We start from the raw sequence: 18,854 nt of genomic DNA on the forward strand, positions 1-18,854 counted from the left end.
TGACGCATGCGCGCGTTATCAGAAAATACGTTCCTGGTGCACCCATACCGCGGCTTCAACACGTGATTTGAGCTTCATTTTCTTCAGCATATGCTTCACGTGAACTTTTACCGTGCTTTCGGTGATGTCCAGGCGGCGAGCGATCATCTTGTTAGGCAGGCCCTGGGCGATGAGCTTAAGAATATCGCGTTCGCGCGGCGTCAGTTGGGTAACATCACGGTCGGACGTTGCGCGATTGGCGCGTAGGCTGGCGGCCAGAACCGGCGTTAAGGCTTCGCTCAGCACCATTTCACCGGCAGCCGCTTGCTGCAATGCTTTCAGCAAATCTTCCGGCTCCATATCTTTCAGTAGATAACCGTCGGCACCGCGCTTCAGTGCAGTAACCACGTCTTCTTCATGGTTGGATACGCTAAACACGACGATACGGCCTGACAGTGATTTCTCACGCAGCTTGTCGAGTGTTTCCAGACCGTTCATGCCGGGCATGTTGAGATCAAGAAGGATCAGATCGGGATCAAGGGATTCTGCCAGCTCGATACCCTGCTCACCATTGCTGGCTTCGCCGACAACGGTGATATCGGGCGCCATGCTGACAAGCTGTTTTACACCGGTTCGCAGCATCGGATGATCGTCGATCAACAGGATGGTTGCCGGTTCCAGATTACTCATGGGTATCTCCTTGGACTTCTGTGAAGTTTGTTTCGGGAATAAAAGTGACAGCAACTTCAGTACCGCCTGTCTCGCGACGGCGTACACGGCAATCGCCGCGCAAGCTCTGCGCACGGTCGCGCATGATTATCATGCCGTAGTGGTTACTGCGTTCGGCGTTTTCCGGTACGCCGCAGCCGTTATCTTGCACTGTTAGTTTGACCTGCTTACCATTTTGCACCACCGTCACGACCACTTCATCGGCCTGAGAGTGTTTGAGGGCGTTGCTCAGGGCTTCGCGCGCAATTTGTAGCAGGTGAATCGCCTGATGCGAAGGGACCAGACGCGGTGGCAGCTGATAATCCAGCTTAACCGTAAAGCCAAAACGCGCGCTGTATTCCTGACAGCTGGCTTCCAGCGCCGGTCTCAACCCAGGTTCCGTCAGCTGTAAACGGAAGGTCGTTAACAGCTCGCGCAGTTGCGCCCAGGAAGCGTTTAGCTCGTTACGAATCTGACTGAGCAGCTCGCGGCAGTTATCTGAAAGCGCATCGCCCTGCATCTGCAAACAGCTCACCTGCATCTTCATACAGGAGAGCGATTGTGCAATAGAATCATGAAGTTCGCGCGCAATGGTGGCACGCTCTTCCATCACGATCAACTGCTGCTGACGCTCCTGATGCCTGTCGAGTGCAAGCGTTGCGGTCAGTTGCTCAACCAGGGTATCAACCAGTTGCTGCTGATCGTGGCTGAGATGGCGTCCGTACGGCAAAGTCGCGAGCAGGATACCATACTGAGTATGGGCGTCGGTTAGCCGCCATTTCAGTGTGATACCGCCGTCAATGGCGGGTAGCGTACCGCGCGGACACAAATGGCAGCCTTTCTCATCACAGCTGACATTGGACTGGCAGGTAAATTCCTGATGATTATCTTCATCTTCCAGGTCATAGACCCGCAGTTCAATATCATGCAGCAGGGTCAAATTTTGCAGACCGTTCAGTACCGGAGAGAGGCGTTCGCACAACGGCACCTGAGAGTGCAGGCGGCGGTTGGCTTGCCACAGGAAAGAGAGGATCTGATTTTTGTGCTCCAGACCCGCCGTTTTCTCCTGTACCCGCTGTTCCAGCACCGCGTAACTTTCGGCCAGTTCTTCCGACATATTATTCAGCGCCGAGCCCAGCGCTGCCATCTCATTACGTCCACTGATATGTGCGCGTTGGGTAAAATCACGTTGACTGACGGCTCGCGCCATCGCCAGCAGTTGTTTCCACGGCTGTAACAGGCGCACGCGCAGCCAGATAATGGTGAAGACCAGCAGCAACGCCATAAATACGGCCATCAGGCGATGCAGCAGAACGACGCGTTCAATGCGTAATTCGGTGGTATGGTCAAAGGCGGTGACCAGCTTATCCAGTCCGCCCACAAAGCGCCTGACATCCTGCGCTACCGCATCAGGCGTTTGCGCATGCGCAAGCCCCGGTACCAGTTTGGTGTGCCAGTAATCCTGTAAGGCTTTTAACTGCGCCTGTTGTCCGTCACGCTGCGCGGCACGCGTCAATTCCGGGCTAAACGCCGTTTGCTCCATTTCATCCAGCAGTGGTTGATCGTTGGCGTCCAGCGGTATGGCCGCCAGCAGGCGATAGCTTTGCATGCGCAGCGATCCCGCTTTGTTGATTGCATGCGCGCTACCCTGAACGCCCTGAACCAGCCAGCCAGAGACTGCCATACCCGCCACGCCGATGGCAGTAGACAATAAAACAATCAGCGCCACCTGGTTGACCAGCGTAAGCGGGGAAAGACAACGTTTAAACATGGTGACTTGTTCCTTCGGGTTTTCGTAAAACCGAAAACCTTATTGAATGACGATTCTGCTGCAGGCAGTGGCGTTATTCTCGGCGATACACCGGAGTATACCCATACCTCAAACGGGCTACCCCTTAATTGCCGCCAGAGGGAGAGATCCTAAACGAGGGGGAGTAGGGGACGACAGAAGCGTGAAAAACCACATCTTTTTTACCGAAGTTATGTACTCATTTAGGATGATGATAAATTTCAGACATCAATAATGACACCTTTTCCTTTGATTTATATCAACTTACCTCCAGCTGTAAACCCTAATGTGGCAGGCATCGAAACAAGTATCAGAGGTGTCTATGAGTCACTCATCTGCCCCGGAAAGGGCATCTGGAGCTGTAATTACTGAATGGCGGCCGGAAGATCCCGCCTTCTGGCAGCAGCGTGGTCATCGAATCGCCAGCCGTAACCTGTGGATTTCCGTCCCTTGCTTGCTGCTGGCGTTTTGCGTGTGGATGTTATTTAGCGCCGTGGCGGTGAACTTACCGAAAGTCGGATTTGATTTCACCACTGAACAACTGTTCATGCTGACGGCATTACCTTCGGTGTCCGGCGCGCTGCTGCGTGTACCGTACTCCTTTATGGTCCCCCTGTTTGGTGGACGTCGCTGGACGGCGTTCAGCACCGGTATCCTGATCATTCCTTGCGTATGGTTAGGTTTTGCGGTGCAGGATACCTCCACGCCATTTAGTACCTTTATCATTATCTCGCTGTTGTGCGGTTTTGCCGGCGCGAACTTTGCCTCCAGCATGGCAAACATCAGCTTCTTCTTTCCAAAACAGAAACAGGGCGGCGCGCTGGGTCTGAACGGTGGTTTGGGTAACATGGGCGTCAGCGTGATGCAGTTGGTCGCTCCGCTGGTGGTTTCACTGTCAATCTTTGCCGCATTTGGCAGCCAGGGTGTTGAACAACCGGATGGTACGCAACTGTATCTGGCAAACGCCGCATGGATTTGGGTCCCGTTCCTGGCTGTATTAACGCTGGCCGCATGGTTTGGTATGAATGAACTGGCAACCTCAAAAGCTTCGCTGAAAGAGCAACTGCCGGTGCTGAAACGCGGGCACCTGTGGATTATGAGCCTGCTGTATCTGGCAACCTTCGGTTCATTTATCGGTTTCTCTGCCGGTTTCGCGATGCTGTCAAAAACGCAGTTTCCTGAGGTACAGATCCTGCATTACGCCTTCTTTGGACCGTTAATTGGCGCTCTGGCTCGTTCAGCAGGCGGCGCAATCTCTGACCGGCTGGGGGGGACCCGCGTAACGCTGGTGAACTTCGTGCTGATGGCTATTTTCAGTGCCTTACTGTTCCTGACGCTGCCATCAAACGGTGTCGGTGGCAACTTTATCGCCTTCTTTGCGGTGTTCCTGGCGCTGTTCCTGACGGCTGGTCTGGGGAGTGGTTCAACCTTCCAGATGATCTCCGTTATCTTTCGCAAGCTGACGATGGACAGAGTGAAAGCTGAAGGCGGTTCAGAAGAGAAAGCGATGCGCGAGGCGGCGACCGACACCGCGGCGGCGCTGGGCTTTATCTCAGCTATTGGTGCGATCGGCGGCTTCTTTATCCCGAAAGCATTCGGTACGTCCCTGGCATTAACTGGCTCTCCGGTCGATGCGATGAAAGTATTCCTGATCTTCTATGTCGCCTGTGTGGTTATCACCTGGGCGGTGTACGGACGTCATTCTAAAAAGTAAAAAAAGTAGTAACTGTTGATTATCCATTGCGCGGTGTTAGACCGCGCTTTTTTTTGCCCGCCATTAGTTACAACATACTTTTATATTGTGACGCGACAACAGCCTGTTAGAACGGTGCTCGTAATATGCTAAACAGGGGGGATACCCCTTAATACCCACTTATAAAGAATTTAACATTTGTATGATAAGTGAGTTTAAAAAACTCAATAAAATTCAATATGTTGATTGATTTATCGATATCCCACTAAGGGGGTATGTGAAAATCGACCCTCAATTTTCATCCCTGCCTGCCTTGATCGTTATCAATTCTCACGCCCTTTCAGAGCGTTACCTTCGCTCTCAATCAAGCAATGTCGATTTATCAGAGAGCCGTCAGGCTCCTACAGGAGAAAACCGATGAGTAAATTCCTGGACCGGTTTCGCTACTTCAAGCAGAAGGGCGAAACCTTTGCCGATGGGCACGGCCAGCTTCTCAATACCAACAGGGACTGGGAGGATGGATACCGCCAGCGTTGGCAGCATGACAAAATCGTGCGTTCAACCCACGGTGTAAACTGCACTGGCTCATGCAGCTGGAAAATCTATGTGAAAAATGGTCTGGTGACCTGGGAAACCCAGCAAACTGACTACCCACGCACTCGTCCAGATATGCCCAACCACGAGCCTCGCGGCTGCCCGCGTGGTGCAAGCTATTCATGGTATCTCTACAGCGCTAACCGTCTGAAATACCCGCTGATGCGCAAACGTCTGATGAAGATGTGGCGTGAAGCAAAAAGACTGCACAGCGATCCGGTAGAAGCATGGGCATCCATTATCGAAGACGCCGATAAAGCGAAAAGCTTCAAACAAGCGCGTGGTCGTGGTGGATTCGTTCGTTCTTCCTGGCAGGAAGTGAATGAGCTGATTGCCGCATCTAACGTTTACACCATCAAAACCTATGGTCCTGACCGCGTCGCAGGCTTCTCGCCGATCCCGGCGATGTCGATGGTTTCTTATGCGTCCGGCGCACGTTATATGTCGCTGATTGGCGGGACCTGCCTGAGCTTCTATGACTGGTACTGTGACCTGCCGCCAGCTTCCCCGCAGACCTGGGGCGAGCAGACCGACGTACCGGAATCTGCCGACTGGTATAACTCCAGCTACATTCTGGCATGGGGCTCTAACGTGCCGCAGACCCGTACCCCGGATGCGCACTTCTTTACTGAAGTTCGTTATAAAGGCACCAAAACAGTAGCAATTACCCCGGACTACGCAGAAATCGCCAAACTGTGCGACCTGTGGCTGGCTCCGAAGCAGGGAACCGATGCGGCGATGGCAATGGCGATGGGTCATGTCATGCTGCGCGAGTTCCACCTCGATAACCCGAGCCAATATTTCACCGACTACGTTCGTCGTTATACCGACATGCCAATGCTGGTGATGCTCGAAGAGCGCGACGGCTACTATGCTGCTGGTCGTATGCTGCGTGCTGCGGATCTGGTTGACTCTCTGGGGCAGGAAAATAACCCGGAATGGAAAACTGTCGCTATCAACAGCAACGGCGAAATGGTTGCGCCAAACGGTTCAATTGGTTTCCGTTGGGGCGAAAAAGGCAAATGGAATCTTGAGCAGCGCGACGGCACGTCCGGTGATGAAACCGAACTGCAGCTCAGCCTGCTGGGTAGCCAGGATGATATCGCTGAAGTGGGCTTCCCGTACTTTGGTGGCGAAGGCACCGAGCACTTCAGTAAAGTCGAACTGGAAAACATTCTGCTGCATAAATTGCCCGTTAAACGCCTGCAACTGGCCGATGGATCGACGGCGCTGGTGACCACCGTTTACGATCTGACTATGGCCAACTACGGCCTGGAACGTGGTCTGAACGATGAAAACTGCGCGACCAGCTACGATGACGTGAAAGCGTACACGCCAGCGTGGGCAGAAAAAATTACAGGCGTATCACGTTCTCAGATTGTACGCATCGCCCGTGAATTTGCGGATAACGCAGATAAAACGCACGGTCGTTCGATGATTATCGTCGGCGCCGGTTTGAACCACTGGTACCACCTCGATATGAACTATCGTGGCCTGATCAATATGCTGGTGTTCTGTGGCTGTATCGGCCAGAGCGGCGGCGGCTGGGCCCACTACGTAGGGCAGGAAAAACTGCGTCCGCAAACCGGCTGGCAGCCGCTGGCGTTTGCTCTTGACTGGCAGCGTCCGCCTCGTCATATGAACAGCACCTCCTACTTCTATAACCACTCCAGCCAATGGCGCTATGAGACGGTGACTGCGCAGGAACTGCTGTCCCCGATGGCAGACAAATCCCGCTATAGCGGTCATTTGATTGACTTTAACGTTCGCGCTGAACGTATGGGCTGGTTACCGTCTGCGCCGCAGTTAGGGACTAACCCGCTGTATATCGCGAAAGAAGCGCAGAAAGCAGGTATGACGCCGGTGGACTACACCGTTAAATCCCTGAAAGAAGGTTCTATTCGCTTTGCGGCAGAGCAGCCGGAAAACGGTAAAAACCATCCGCGTAACCTGTTTATCTGGCGTTCAAACCTGCTCGGTTCTTCCGGTAAAGGCCACGAGTACATGCTCAAGTATCTGCTGGGTACTGAACATGGTATTCAGGGCAAAGATCTCGGCCAGCAGAGCGGCGTGAAGCCAGAAGAAGTGGAATGGCAGGATAACGGACTGGACGGCAAACTGGATCTGGTCGTTACGCTGGACTTCCGCCTGTCGAGTACCTGTCTGTATTCCGATATCGTGCTGCCGACCGCTACCTGGTATGAAAAAGACGACATGAATACCTCGGATATGCATCCGTTTATTCATCCTCTGTCTGCGGCCGTTGACCCGGCCTGGGAATCGAAGAGCGACTGGGAAATCTATAAAGCCATCGCCAAGAAATTCTCTGAAGTTTGTGTGGGCCACCTCGGTAAAGAAACCGACGTCGTTACGCTGCCGATACAGCACGACTCCGCCGCTGAACTGGCGCAGCCGCTGGACGTGAAGGACTGGAAAAAAGGGGAATGCGACCTGATTCCAGGTGTTACGGCGCCGCACATCATGACCGTTGAGCGTGATTATCCGGCAACGTACGAGCGTTTCACCTCCATCGGTCCATTGATGGAAAAAATCGGTAACGGCGGTAAAGGGATTGCCTGGAACACCCAGAGCGAAATGGATCTGCTGCGTAAGCTCAACTACACCAAGGCTGACGGTCCGGCGAAAGGCCAACCGATGCTGGATACCGCCATTGATGCTGCTGAGATGATCCTGACGCTGGCTCCGGAAACTAACGGTCAGGTTGCCGTTAAAGCCTGGGCGGCGCTGAGTGAATTTACCGGTCGTGACCATACGCATCTGGCGCTGAATAAAGAAGACGAAAAAATTCGTTTCCGCGACATCCAGGCGCAGCCGCGCAAAATTATCTCCAGTCCGACCTGGTCAGGTCTGGAAGATGAACATGTGTCTTATAACGCCGGTTATACCAACGTTCATGAGCTGATCCCATGGCGTACGCTGTCTGGTCGCCAGCAGTTGTATCAGGATCACCAGTGGATGCGTGACTTCGGTGAGAGCCTGCTGGTGTATCGTCCGCCAATCGACACCCGTTCGGTGAAAGCGGTGATCGGCGAGAAATCTAACGGTAACCCGGAAAAAGCGCTCAACTTCCTGACGCCGCACCAGAAATGGGGTATCCACTCCACCTACAGCGACAACCTGCTGATGCTGACGCTGTCTCGCGGTGGTCCGATTGTGTGGATGAGTGAAGTTGATGCGAAGGATCTGGGTATCGAAGATAACGACTGGATCGAAGTCTTCAACAGCAACGGGGCGCTGACGGCGCGTGCAGTTGTCAGCCAGCGTGTGCCGGCCGGGATGACCATGATGTACCACGCGCAGGAACGTATTGTTAACCTGCCGGGTTCTGAAATCACCCAGCAGCGCGGCGGGATCCACAACTCGGTAACCCGTATTACGCCGAAACCAACTCACATGATCGGTGGTTATGCGCAACTGGCATACGGCTTTAACTACTACGGTACCGTCGGTTCAAACCGCGATGAGTTCGTAGTTGTACGTAAGATGAAGAACATTAACTGGTTGGATGGCGAAGGCAATGACCAGGTACAGGAGAGCGTAAAATGAAAATTCGTTCACAAGTCGGCATGGTGCTGAATCTCGATAAGTGCATCGGCTGCCACACCTGTTCAGTGACCTGCAAAAACGTCTGGACCAGCCGTGAAGGTATGGAGTACGCCTGGTTCAACAACGTCGAAAGTAAGCCTGGCGTTGGCTTCCCGAACGACTGGGAAAACCAGGAAAAATGGAAGGGCGGTTGGATCCGTAAAATCAATGGCAAGCTGCAGCCGCGCATGGGTAACAAAGCACTGCTGCTGGGTAAAATCTTTGCTAACCCGCATCTGCCGGGCATGGATGATTACTATGAGCCGTTTGATTTTGACTACCAAACGTTGCACAACGCCCCAGCAGACAGTAAGGCGCAGCCGATTGCCCGTCCGCGTTCGCTGATCACCGGTCAGCGGATGGATAAAATCACCAGCGGTCCGAACTGGGAAGAAATTCTGGGGGGCGAGTTCGAAAAACGCGCCAAAGACCAGAACTTCGAAAACATGCAGAAGGCGATGTACGGTCAGTTCGAAAATACCTTCATGATGTATCTGCCGCGTTTGTGTGAGCATTGCCTTAACCCGGCGTGCGTGGCGACCTGCCCAAGCGGCGCTATCTACAAGCGTGAAGAAGATGGCATCGTGCTGATCGACCAGGATAAATGTCGCGGCTGGCGTATGTGTATCACTGGCTGCCCGTATAAGAAGATCTACTTCAACTGGAAGAGCGGGAAATCTGAGAAGTGCATTTTCTGCTACCCGCGTATCGAAGCCGGTCAGCCGACCGTTTGTTCCGAAACCTGCGTAGGCCGTATTCGTTACCTCGGCGTACTGCTGTATGACGCAGATGCGATCGAAAGTGCGGCAAGCACGGAGCACGAGAAAGATCTGTACCAGCGTCAACTGGACGTGTTCCTCGATCCAAACGATCCGGCTGTTATTGAACAAGCGCTGAAAGATGGTATTCCGCTGAGCGTCATTGATGCTGCACAGCAGTCGCCGGTTTACAAAATGGCGATGGACTGGAAGCTGGCGCTGCCGCTGCATCCGGAATACCGCACGCTACCGATGGTCTGGTACGTGCCGCCTTTGTCACCGATCCAGTCTGCCGCCGATGCGGGCGAGCTGGGCAGCAACGGTATTCTGCCGGACGTTGACAGTCTGCGTATCCCGGTTCAGTACCTGGCGAACCTGCTGACCGCAGGCGACACTCAGCCGGTACTGTTGGCGCTGAAACGTATGCTGGCGATGCGTCACTACAAACGTGCGGAAACCGTTGACGGTAAAGTTGATACCCGTGCGCTGGAAGAGGTGGGCTTAAGCGAAGCGCAGGCACAGGAAATGTATCGTTATCTGGCGATTGCTAACTACGAAGATCGTTTCGTGGTACCGAGCAGCCATCGTGAACTGGCGCGTGACGCGTTCCCGGAGAAAAGCGGTTGTGGCTTTACCTTCGGTGACGGTTGCCACGGTTCTGATACTAAATTCAATCTGTTCAACAGCCGCCGCATCGACGCTGTCGATGTGACCAGCAAAACGGAGCCGCACCAATGATTGAACTTGTCATTGTTTCGCGTCTGCTCGAGTACCCGGATGCTGCCTTGTGGCAGCATCAGCAGGAACTTTTCGATGCACTCGCGTCATCTGAGAACCTGGATAAAGAGGATGCCCAGACTCTGGGCATTTTCCTGCGCGATCTCACCGCGCAGGACATGCTGGATGTGCAGGCAAGCTATAGCGAACTGTTTGACCGTGGCCGCGCCACCTCGTTGCTGCTGTTTGAACATGTACACGGCGAGTCCCGCGATCGTGGTCAGGCTATGGTTGACCTGATGGCGCAGTATGAACAGCACGGTCTGCAGCTCGACAGCCGCGAACTTCCCGATCATCTGCCGCTGTATCTGGAATACCTTGCGCAGTTGCCGAAAAGCGAAGCATTAGGGGGGTTACAGGATATCGCGCCGATTCTGGCGCTGCTCAGCGCTCGCTTGCAACAGCGTGAAAGCCGTTATGCGGTGCTGTTCGATCTGCTGTTAAAACTGGCGAATACCGTTATCGACAGCGATAAAGTGGCTGAAAAAATTGCAGATGAAGCGCGTGACGATACCCCACAAGCGCTGGATGCGGTCTGGGAAGAAGAGCAGGTGAAATTCTTCGCCGATCAGGGGTGTGGTGAGTCGGAAATTTCCGCTCACCAGCGTCGTTTTGCCGGGGCTGTTGCGCCGCAGTATCTGAATATCACCACCGGAGGACAGCAATAATGCACTTCCTGAATACGTTCTTCTTTGACATCTATCCATACATCGCGGGTTCTGTCTTTCTGATTGGCAGTTGGCTGCGTTATGACTATGGGCAGTATACCTGGCGCGCGGCTTCCAGTCAGATGCTGGATCGCAAAGGGATGAACCTGGCGTCAAACCTGTTCCACATCGGGATCCTGGGGATTTTTGCCGGGCACTTCCTTGGCATGCTGACACCACACTGGATGTATGAAGCGTGGCTGCCGCTTGAAGTGAAACAAAAGATGGCGATGTTCGCGGGTGGTGCCAGTGGTGTGATGTGTTTGATTGGCGGCGTTCTGCTGCTGAAACGCCGCCTGTTCAGCCCACGTGTGCGGGCGACCACTACCGGAGCGGACATTCTGATCCTCTCCCTGCTGGTGATCCAGTGTGCGCTGGGCCTGCTGACCATTCCGTTCTCCGCCCAGCATATGGACGGCAGCGAGATGATGAAGCTGGTGAACTGGGCGCAGACAGTGGTGACCTTCCAGGGTGGTGCGTCTCAATATCTGGATGGCGTCGCGTTCATTTTCCGTATGCACCTGGTGCTGGGTATGACGCTGTTCCTGTTGTTCCCGTTCTCGCGTCTGGTGCACATCTGGAGCGTTCCGGTCGAATATCTGACGCGCAAATACCAGATTGTTCGTGCGCGTCATTAATCGGTTATCTGTGTAAGACAAAACCCCGCTCCGGCGGGGTTTTTTTACGACTAATTGCCGGATAAGCATTGTGCATCAGGTAAATTGCCGACCCGAATTGAGGCTTGATCGAGGGTCGGGTATGGGGCATTACAGATGGATGGGATGCTGGTGCTTTATGGGGTGATGGTGGTGGGGGAAGGATTACTCAGCGCGGTGCGCTTCGCCCTTCGGGTCGTTGCCTGCGGCAACGCTTTCTCGCTAACGCTCGAATCGAACCTTAGTCGAAGCTTCTCATCCTTCCCGTCTGGGCAGAATATGAGGCATAACAGATGGATTTGATACAGGGCTTTATGAAGTGATGGTGGTGGGGGAAGGATTACTCAGCGCGGTGCGCTTCGCCCTTCGGGTCGTTGCCTGCGGCAACGCTTTCTCGCTAACGCTCGAATCGAACCTTAGTCGAAGCTTCTCATCCTTCCCGTCTGGGCAGAATATGAGGCATAACAGATGGATTTGATATAGGTGCTTTATGAGGTGATGGTGGTGGGGGAAGGATTACTCAGCGCGGTGCGCTTCGCCCTTCGGGTCGTTGCCTGCGGCAACGCTTTCTCGCTAACGCTCGAATCGAACCTTAGTCGAAGCTTCTCATCCTTCCCGTCTGGGCAGAATATGAGGCATAACAGATGGATTTGATACAGGTGCTTTATGAGGTGATGGTGGTGGGGGAAGGATTCGAACCTTCGAAGTCGATGACGGCAGATTTACAGTCTGCTCCCTTTGGCCGCTCGGGAACCCCACCAGGGGTATACTAATTTTATGAATCTATCGGAATGAATGGTGGTGGGGGAAGGATTCGAACCTTCGAAGTCGATGACGGCAGATTTACAGTCTGCTCCCTTTGGCCGCTCGGGAACCCCACCACGGGGTAATGCTAGTTACTGGCCTGCTTCCGTTGGAAGCGGGGCGCATCATATCAAATGATGCGCCCCTGTAAAGTATTCCGTTGATAAAAAAGAACTGGTTGCCTGATTTTTACGCGTAAAGATGTAAAGGTAACCAATTCAATTATCAATCGATTACAGAATAATCGTTCGGTTACCGTAAACAAAGACGCGTTGAGCCAGAACCTGATACAGCGCGCGGCTTAATACATTTTTCTCAACGTCGCGGCCCGCACGCATCATGTCTTCCGCGGTGTAGGTGTGATCCACATGAATTACGTCCTGCATAATGATTGGGCCTTCATCAAGGTTATCATTCACGTAGTGGGCTGTCGCACCGATGATCTTCACGCCGCGCTCATAAGCCTGATGGTAAGGGCGAGCGCCAATAAACGCTGGCAGGAATGAATGGTGAATATTGATAATCTTATTCGGGAAGCGTGAAACAAATGTTGGCGTCAGAACGCGCATGTATTTTGCCAGCACGACATAGTCAGGTTGGTGCGCGTCGATAGCGTCAGCCATTTTCAGATCATGTTCGTCACGCGTTAAACCTTCGTGGCTGACCAGCTCAAACGGGATATCAAACCGCTCAACCAAAGGTCGCAGCGTCTCGTGGTTGCCGATCACAGCGGCGATTTCAACATCCAGCCCGCCATAATTGGCCTTCATTAACAGATCACCCAGACAATGTGCTTCTTTGGTGACCAAAATGACGATACGGCGGCGTCCTGCTGGCGTTAATTCACGAATGGAGCCATCTGGAAGGGCACTATCCAGATCGGCAAGCAGCGTGACGTCGTTAAAAATACCCTCCAGTTCGGTACGCATAAAAAAGCGCCCGGTACGGTGGTCCACGAACTCATTGTTCTGCACGATGTTCAGTTCATGCTTGTAACAGATATTCGTAATGCGCGCGATCAGACCTTTTTGGTCCGGGCAAATAGTACGCAGCACTTTTCGTTGTAATGAATGCATTTGCAGCGGTGATCCTGTTGAGAATGTTTGCAAAATTGATACTGTCGGGCGTTGATTAGCCGCAGCACTTTTTAAATTTTTTACCGGAGCCACAAGGGCAGGTATCGTTTCGTCCAATTTGAGGGCGTGTACCGTCTATATAGTACCACTGACCGTTTTCTTTTAAAAAACGAGAGCGCTCGATAATTGCACCTGTTTTACCTTGTTCAGAAAATCGCGCAACAAAGCTGACATAGCCGATATTTTCTGTGTCTGCCGTTTGTTGTTCAAAAACGGTCAGCCCGAGCCATTCAGTGTGGCTAAATCCTGCGATAATGTCGTCGCGAAACTCGGCTGCATGACAGTCCGGATGCCAGGTCTTGATAAGGTAATCTGCGTCTTTCATCACAAAAGCACAGTAACGAGAACGCATGAGATGTGACGGCGTAGGTGCTACTTGCGCGCCAGACACATAACGGTAGCAACATAGGCTATACTCGACAGCGCTACCACAGGGACAAAGCTGAGACACAAAGTACTCCCTGGAATAAAAAAACGGCGTAAAAACGCCAAGGTAGCACTATGTTAACTGAGCGGTAGCGATGTTGCTACGTCTGCAAGCCAGGGGAAGTTTGTACGTACAATGAGAAAAATAAAAATTGGGCTGGCGCTAGGTTCCGGCGCGGCGCGAGGTTGGTCGCATATTGGCGTTATTAAGGCCCTAAAGCATATGGGCATTGATGTTGATATTGTGGCAGGGTGTTCCATTGGTTCGCTTGTTGGTGCAGCCTACGCATGCAATAAGTTACCTGCTCTCGAACAATGGGTTTGTTCTTTCAGCTATTGGGATGTCTTACGTCTGATGGATCTCTCGTGGCGCAGGGGCGGTTTACTGCGTGGTGAACGGGTATTCAATCAGTACCGTAATGTCATGCCGGTAGAAGCAATTGAGCAATGCACTCGCCGTTTCGCAACTGTGGCTACTAATCTGAGTACGGGTCGGGAGCTCTGGTTCACGGAAGGTGATTTGCACCTGGCTGTTCGGGCCTCCTGCAGTATTCCTGGTCTGATGTCCCCTGTAGCGCATAATGGTTACTGGCTGGTCGATGGCGCGGTGGTGAATCCCGTTCCTGTATCCTTAACTCGCGCGCTGGGCGCTGACATCGTTATTGCCGTCGATCTGCAACACGATGCGCATCTTATGCAGCAAGATTTACTCTCCTTCAACGTCAGCAGTGATGCCGAAACGGGTGATGATGTCGACGCGCTTTCATGGCGTGCCCGACTGAAAGAGCGCTTGAGCAACATAACGGCCAGGCGTGCGGTAACCGCGCCGACGGCGATGGAGATCATGACGACTTCTATTCAGGTTCTGGAAAACCGTCTGAAACGTAACCGCATGGCCGGTGACCCGCCAGACATCCTGATTCAGCCGTTTTGTCCGCAAATATCCACGCTGGATTTTCACCGCGCCAGCGCAGCAATTGCTGCTGGACAACTGGCGGTCGAGAAGAAAATGGATGAGCTTCTACCCCTGGTGAAAACCAACATCTAACGCATTTTTTATCAACACTTAAGCAAATTCTGACAGGCGTGAGTAGCAATAGCATGCCACTATTTACTAAAGCCAGTCAGGGGGGAGAATATGACGCAGCCATTGGTCGGAAAACAGATTCTTATCGTTGAGGATGAGCCGGTATTTCGCTCACTCATGGACTCATGGTTTTCCTCTTTGGGAGCGACAACGGCGGTAGCTGGCGATGGACTTGAAGCACTTGAATTACTCGGGCACTTTAACCCCGACCTGATTATCTGCGACCTGGCTATGCCACGAATGAACGGCCTTAAGCTAGTAGAGTATCTGCGTAATCGTGGCGATCAGACCCCCATCCTGGTGATATCAGCGACGGAAAACATGTCTGATATAGCCAAAGCACTGCGATTGGGTGTGGATGATGTGCTGCTAAAAAGCCGGTAAAGGACCTGAACCGCCTGCGCGAAACCGTCTTTGCGTGTCTGTATCCGAATATGTTTAATTCACGCGTGGAAGAAGAAGAGCGGCTGTTTCGCGACTGGGATGCTATGGTTGGTGATCCCGCCGCTGCAGCAAAGCTGTTGCAAGAATTACAGCCTCCTGTGTCGCAAGTTATTTCACGATGTCGGATCAACTATCGTCAATTGGTAGCCGCCGATCAGCCGGGGCTGGTACTGGATATTGCACCGCTATCGGACCATGACCTTGCGTTTTATTGTCTGGATGTGACGCGGGCAGGGGATAATGGTGTTCTGGCTGCATTGTTACTGCGGGCGCTATTTAACGGTTTGCTGCAGGAACAGCTCGCGCATCAAAATCAACGATTGCCGGAGCTCGGTGCGTTATTGAAACAGGTTAACCATTTATTGCGCCAGGCTAATTTGCCCGGACAATTCCCTTTGCTGGTGGGTTATTACCACAGCGGATTAAAAAACCTGATTCTGGTATCAGCAGGGCTGAATGCGACATTAAATACAGGTTCCCACAATGTACAAATCAGCAATGGCGTTCCGTTGGGAACCTTAGGGAATGCGTATCTTAATCAACTGAGCCAACGTTGCGAATCCTGGCAATGCCAAATTTGGGGGGCCGGTGGTCGGCTGCGCCTGATGTTGTCTGCAGAATGAACAACCGAGTGGAGTGAGAATGAAATTGGCTCACCCCCCTCATGCTGTGAGTGCTACTATCAGCGCCAGATTTATTCGTATTTATCTTAATTATACCGACGCGCGTCCTTTTCAGACCAGAAGCTTGTCGCGGTACTGATATACTTGGATGCGATACAGATTGATGAACACGTTCAATACATGAACAGTCCAGGAGAGTTTTAAATGGCTGCCCTTAATTCAAAAGTCAAAAAGGCCGTTATCCCGGTTGCGGGATTAGGAACCAGGATGTTACCGGCTACGAAAGCAATCCCGAAAGAGATGCTACCGTTGGTTGATAAGCCATTAATTCAGTACGTCGTAAACGAATGTATTGCTGCGGGCATCACTGAAATTGTACTTGTAACTCACTCGTCTAAAAATTCGATTGAAAACCACTTCGATACCAGCTTTGAACTTGAAGCTATGCTGGAAAAACGTGTAAAACGCCAGCTTCTGGAAGAAGTGCAATCTATTTGTCCGCCACATGTCACTATTATGCAGGTGCGTCAGGGACTGGCCAAAGGTCTGGGCCACGCGGTATTGTGCGCGCACCCGGTGGTTGGCGATGAGCCCGTTGCGGTTATCTTGCCGGACGTCATTCTTGACGAATACGAATCTGATTTATCACGCGACAACCTTGCCGAAATGATTCATCGTTTCGATGAAACAGGCAGCAGCCAGATTATGGTTGAGCCGGTAGAAGATGTTACCGCTTATGGTGTTGTTGATTGTAAAGGCGTTGAATTAGCGCCGGGCGAAAGCGTACCGATGGTTGGCGTTGTTGAAAAGCCGAAAGCGAATGTGGCGCCATCTAATCTGGCCGTCGTGGGGCGTTACGTCCTTAGCGCGGATATCTGGCCTCTGCTGGCAAAAACGCCTCCGGGAGCCGGTGACGAAATTCAGCTGACTGATGCTATCGATATGCTGATTGAAAAAGAAACGGTTGAAGCTTATCACATGAAGGGCAAAAGCCATGACTGTGGTAATAAGCTGGGCTATATGCAGGCGTTCGTTGAATATGGTATTCGCCATAATACTCTCGGCGCTGAATTTAAAGCCTGGCTGGAAGATGAGATGGGTATTAAGAAGTAACCTGCTGGTATTATCAGGTCTGAACGGTGCTGTTAATCCAGCACCGTTTTTTTATACCTGAACTGGGTAGGGACTGTGCGAAGTACAGGTAAAAAAATCCCGCCAGTGGCGGGATTTTAAGCAAACTATTTCTGAATTATTCCTTGATTAAGAAATCGTCCAGTTGTTTACCTTGTTCTTCCATCGCTTTTTTGATCACTGCCGGTGTACGACCCTGACCAGTCCAGGTTTTAGTTTCACCGTTTTCGTCAACATAGCTATATTTAGCCGGACGTGCAGCGCGTTTAGCTTTGGTGCCAGATTTAACAGCAGCCATGCTATTCAGCAGTTCGTTCGGGTCAATGCCGTCAGCGATCAGCATTTCACGATATTGTTGCAGTTTACGAGTACGTTCTTCAACTTCAGCAGCTGCAGCGCTTTCTTCTTCACGGCGCTCGCTAACAACAACTTCTAATTTTTCCAGCATTTCTTCAAGCGTTTCCAGAGTACATTCTCTTGCCTGCGCACGAAGAGTACGGATGTTGTTCAGAATTTTAAGTGCTTCGCTCATTGTAGTAATCTCAAACTTATATTGGGGGTGGTTTGTTGAGCTAATAATAGAGCGATAAATTCAGTTGTGCAATAGCCAGGAATGTAAGGAATTCAAAATTGCGCTTTATTTAGTATCAGAATTAATTCATCTGTCTTAAATTCACCGCGACGTTGGGCATAAAAAAGGCTTATTGGTGAGGGGGCTTCTCAGCGGCTGAGAGTAAAAATTCAAGATTCAGGTCACATTTTATGGTGTACAAATAGTATCTCTTTGCAGTGATTTCAACCTTTTGTATTAGTTTTGCTTACATGAATTCGCTAATACATGGCGACAGTGGGTAGATTCAATAACAATAAGGGAAGGGTTTCTTTATTGCCGTAAGAAGATAAGAGGTATGGATAAATTTCATGAGCACTATTTGTGAAAGAGTGTGTATATACCCGTCCAGTTTCAGGCTGCCTGGGCTATGACTGGAGTGTACTAGCGCTCCCATGTCACTTAAAGGATCGGTTATTTAGGCGACACTGAGCGAGTCTGAACGCCTATTTATACGCCTATGCAGGCAACGCTACACCGACACGTTCGTGAAATATGCTACAATCCTGCCCATATTTATTTCCCCGGGTGAGGGCCTACGGTCAATGGCACAGCTATATTTTTACTATTCTGCAATGAATGCCGGTAAGTCGACTGCATTGCTGCAATCTTCGTACAATTATCAGGAACGTGGGATGCGTGCCGTGGTATATACAGCGGAAATTGATGACCGCTTTGGTGCCGGAAAAGTAAGTTCACGTATAGGTCTGTCGTCACCTGCAAAATTGTTTAACCAAAATTCATCATTGTTCGAAGAGATTCGGGCTGAGAATGAGCAGCAAAGAATTCACTGTGTACTGGTTGATGAGTCGCAGTTTCTGACTCGACAGCAGGTTTATGAATTATCTGAAGTTGTCGATCAGCTGGATATTCCCGTGTTGTGCTACGGCTTGCGTACCGATTTTCGTGGTGAGTTATTTGGCGGCAGCGAATACCTGTTGGCGTGGTCAGATAAACTGGTTGAATTAAAAACCATTTGTTTCTGTGGGCGTAAGGCCAGCATGGTGTTGCGTCTTGATCAGGCAGGACGACCTTATAACGAGGGCGAACAGGTGGTGATTGGCGGGAACGAACGCTATGTATCGGTATGCCGTAAGCATTATAAGCAAGCACAGTCTGAGGGCTCTCTGACGGCGATACAAGAACGACACAACCACGATTAACTCTACGCGCTTCTGGGCGCTTATTAGCACAGGGTAGGCTACGACATTCGCTAATGTTCGCTACCCTGTCAGACACTCTCCTGACGCTATTCTCGCATCCTCCTAAGCATCCTTTTACAGGTCCATCCTTTACACGTCGCTGAATTGGTCATGTATCGATTCT

General features: G+C 51.7%; 13 protein-coding genes, 2 tRNA genes, 3 other RNA genes and 1 pseudogene. 9 read left to right on the forward strand and 10 right to left on the reverse strand.

Annotation, left to right across the window (positions count from 1 at the left end; translation table 11 throughout):
• Window positions 1-18 precede the first annotated feature (18 nt).
• Complete coding sequence (gene narL, locus HV037_RS11210) at window positions 19-669, reverse strand: two-component system response regulator NarL (protein WP_003020756.1); 651 nt, start codon at window positions 667-669, stop codon at window positions 19-21.
• Window positions 662-2,458 (reverse strand): nitrate/nitrite two-component system sensor histidine kinase NarX, encoded by a 1,797-nt coding sequence (gene narX / locus HV037_RS11215; protein WP_181500340.1) that lies wholly within the window; start codon window positions 2,456-2,458, stop codon window positions 662-664. Before narX ends, narL begins: the two co-directional genes overlap by 8 nt.
• Before the next feature lie 340 nt (window positions 2,459-2,798).
• Here narX and HV037_RS11220 point away from each other — a divergent pair, with 340 nt between their 5' ends.
• The 5 genes from HV037_RS11220 to narI all read left to right on the forward strand — a co-directional run bounded on the left by HV037_RS11220 (window position 2,799) and on the right by narI (window position 11,249).
• Window positions 2,799-4,190, forward strand: a complete 1,392-nt coding sequence (locus HV037_RS11220; protein WP_016153284.1) for a NarK family nitrate/nitrite MFS transporter — start codon at window positions 2,799-2,801, stop codon at window positions 4,188-4,190.
• A 396-nt stretch (window positions 4,191-4,586) separates the two neighbouring features.
• Window positions 4,587-8,330, forward strand: coding sequence for a nitrate reductase subunit alpha (locus HV037_RS11225; RefSeq protein WP_181500341.1), 3,744 nt, complete (start codon window positions 4,587-4,589; stop codon window positions 8,328-8,330).
• Window positions 8,327-9,865, forward strand: a complete 1,539-nt coding sequence (gene narH, locus HV037_RS11230; RefSeq protein WP_003833388.1) for a nitrate reductase subunit beta — start codon at window positions 8,327-8,329, stop codon at window positions 9,863-9,865. Before HV037_RS11225 ends, narH begins: the two co-directional genes overlap by 4 nt.
• Window positions 9,862-10,572 carry a nitrate reductase molybdenum cofactor assembly chaperone gene (gene narJ, locus HV037_RS11235; RefSeq protein WP_016153282.1) on the forward strand — a complete coding sequence of 237 codons (711 nt, stop codon included), beginning with the start codon at window positions 9,862-9,864 and terminating at the stop codon, window positions 10,570-10,572. The genes narH and narJ overlap by 4 nt, the downstream gene beginning before the upstream one ends.
• On the forward strand, window positions 10,572-11,249 hold the full coding sequence (narI, locus tag HV037_RS11240) for a respiratory nitrate reductase subunit gamma (protein ID WP_016153281.1): 678 nt from the start codon (window positions 10,572-10,574) through the stop codon (window positions 11,247-11,249). Before narJ ends, narI begins: the two co-directional genes overlap by 1 nt.
• A 166-nt stretch (window positions 11,250-11,415) precedes the next feature.
• Here narI and HV037_RS11245 read toward each other — a convergent pair.
• The 7 genes from HV037_RS11245 to HV037_RS11275 all read right to left on the reverse strand — a co-directional run bounded on the left by HV037_RS11245 (window position 11,416) and on the right by HV037_RS11275 (window position 13,658).
• A non-coding RNA gene (locus HV037_RS11245) (RtT sRNA) lies at window positions 11,416-11,547 on the reverse strand.
• Window positions 11,548-11,590: 43 nt separating this feature from the next.
• Window positions 11,591-11,722, reverse strand: a non-coding RNA gene (locus HV037_RS11250) — RtT sRNA.
• Between the two features lie 44 nt (window positions 11,723-11,766).
• Window positions 11,767-11,898, reverse strand: a non-coding RNA gene (locus HV037_RS11255) — RtT sRNA.
• Window positions 11,899-11,942: 44 nt separating this feature from the next.
• Window positions 11,943-12,027, reverse strand: a tRNA-Tyr gene (locus HV037_RS11260).
• A gap of 36 nt (window positions 12,028-12,063) precedes the next feature.
• Window positions 12,064-12,148, reverse strand: a tRNA-Tyr gene (locus HV037_RS11265).
• 156 nt (window positions 12,149-12,304) lie between these two features.
• Window positions 12,305-13,147 (reverse strand): formyltetrahydrofolate deformylase, encoded by an 843-nt coding sequence (purU, locus tag HV037_RS11270; protein WP_016153278.1) that lies wholly within the window; start codon window positions 13,145-13,147, stop codon window positions 12,305-12,307.
• A gap of 55 nt (window positions 13,148-13,202) precedes the next feature.
• Window positions 13,203-13,658 (reverse strand): YchJ family protein, encoded by a 456-nt coding sequence (locus tag HV037_RS11275; RefSeq protein WP_029139563.1) that lies wholly within the window; start codon window positions 13,656-13,658, stop codon window positions 13,203-13,205.
• 111 nt (window positions 13,659-13,769) lie between these two features.
• Here HV037_RS11275 and rssA point away from each other — a divergent pair, with 111 nt between their 5' ends.
• From rssA to galU, 3 genes and pseudogenes are all read left to right on the forward strand, one after another.
• Window positions 13,770-14,681, forward strand: a complete 912-nt coding sequence (gene rssA, locus HV037_RS11280) for a patatin-like phospholipase RssA (protein WP_016156731.1) — start codon at window positions 13,770-13,772, stop codon at window positions 14,679-14,681.
• 90 nt (window positions 14,682-14,771) lie between these two features.
• Window positions 14,772-15,787 (forward strand): annotated as a pseudogene (gene rssB / locus HV037_RS11285) (two-component system response regulator RssB).
• Window positions 15,788-15,991: 204 nt separating this feature from the next.
• On the forward strand, window positions 15,992-16,900 hold the full coding sequence (galU, locus tag HV037_RS11290; protein WP_016153274.1) for a UTP--glucose-1-phosphate uridylyltransferase GalU: 909 nt from the start codon (window positions 15,992-15,994) through the stop codon (window positions 16,898-16,900).
• A 136-nt stretch (window positions 16,901-17,036) separates the two neighbouring features.
• Here galU and hns read toward each other — a convergent pair whose 3' ends face one another.
• Window positions 17,037-17,450 (reverse strand): histone-like nucleoid-structuring protein H-NS, encoded by a 414-nt coding sequence (gene hns / locus HV037_RS11295; protein WP_003020723.1) that lies wholly within the window; start codon window positions 17,448-17,450, stop codon window positions 17,037-17,039.
• Between the two features lie 623 nt (window positions 17,451-18,073).
• Here hns and tdk point away from each other — a divergent pair.
• The gene (gene tdk / locus HV037_RS11300; protein ID WP_019076935.1) at window positions 18,074-18,691 is read left to right on the forward strand and encodes a thymidine kinase; all 618 of its coding nucleotides are present in this window, start codon (window positions 18,074-18,076) and stop codon (window positions 18,689-18,691) included.
• Window positions 18,692-18,854 lie beyond the last annotated feature (163 nt).

The organism is Citrobacter sp. RHBSTW-00017 (assembly GCF_013797615.1).
Classification (GTDB): domain Bacteria; phylum Pseudomonadota; class Gammaproteobacteria; order Enterobacterales; family Enterobacteriaceae; genus Citrobacter; species Citrobacter braakii.

Coding starts and splice junctions, on each gene's coding strand:
- narL (WP_003020756.1), bottom strand. CDS start 669: ATGAGTAATCTGGAACCGGCAACCATCCTGTTGATCGACGATCATCCG.
- narX (WP_181500340.1), bottom strand. CDS start 2,458: ATGTTTAAACGTTGTCTTTCCCCGCTTACGCTGGTCAACCAGGTGGCG.
- HV037_RS11220 (WP_016153284.1), top strand. CDS start 2,799: ATGAGTCACTCATCTGCCCCGGAAAGGGCATCTGGAGCTGTAATTACT.
- HV037_RS11225 (WP_181500341.1), top strand. CDS start 4,587: ATGAGTAAATTCCTGGACCGGTTTCGCTACTTCAAGCAGAAGGGCGAA.
- narH (WP_003833388.1), top strand. CDS start 8,327: ATGAAAATTCGTTCACAAGTCGGCATGGTGCTGAATCTCGATAAGTGC.
- narJ (WP_016153282.1), top strand. CDS start 9,862: ATGATTGAACTTGTCATTGTTTCGCGTCTGCTCGAGTACCCGGATGCT.
- narI (WP_016153281.1), top strand. CDS start 10,572: ATGCACTTCCTGAATACGTTCTTCTTTGACATCTATCCATACATCGCG.
- purU (WP_016153278.1), bottom strand. CDS start 13,147: ATGCATTCATTACAACGAAAAGTGCTGCGTACTATTTGCCCGGACCAA.
- rssA (WP_016156731.1), top strand. CDS start 13,770: ATGAGAAAAATAAAAATTGGGCTGGCGCTAGGTTCCGGCGCGGCGCGA.
- galU (WP_016153274.1), top strand. CDS start 15,992: ATGGCTGCCCTTAATTCAAAAGTCAAAAAGGCCGTTATCCCGGTTGCG.
- hns (WP_003020723.1), bottom strand. CDS start 17,450: ATGAGCGAAGCACTTAAAATTCTGAACAACATCCGTACTCTTCGTGCG.
- tdk (WP_019076935.1), top strand. CDS start 18,074: ATGGCACAGCTATATTTTTACTATTCTGCAATGAATGCCGGTAAGTCG.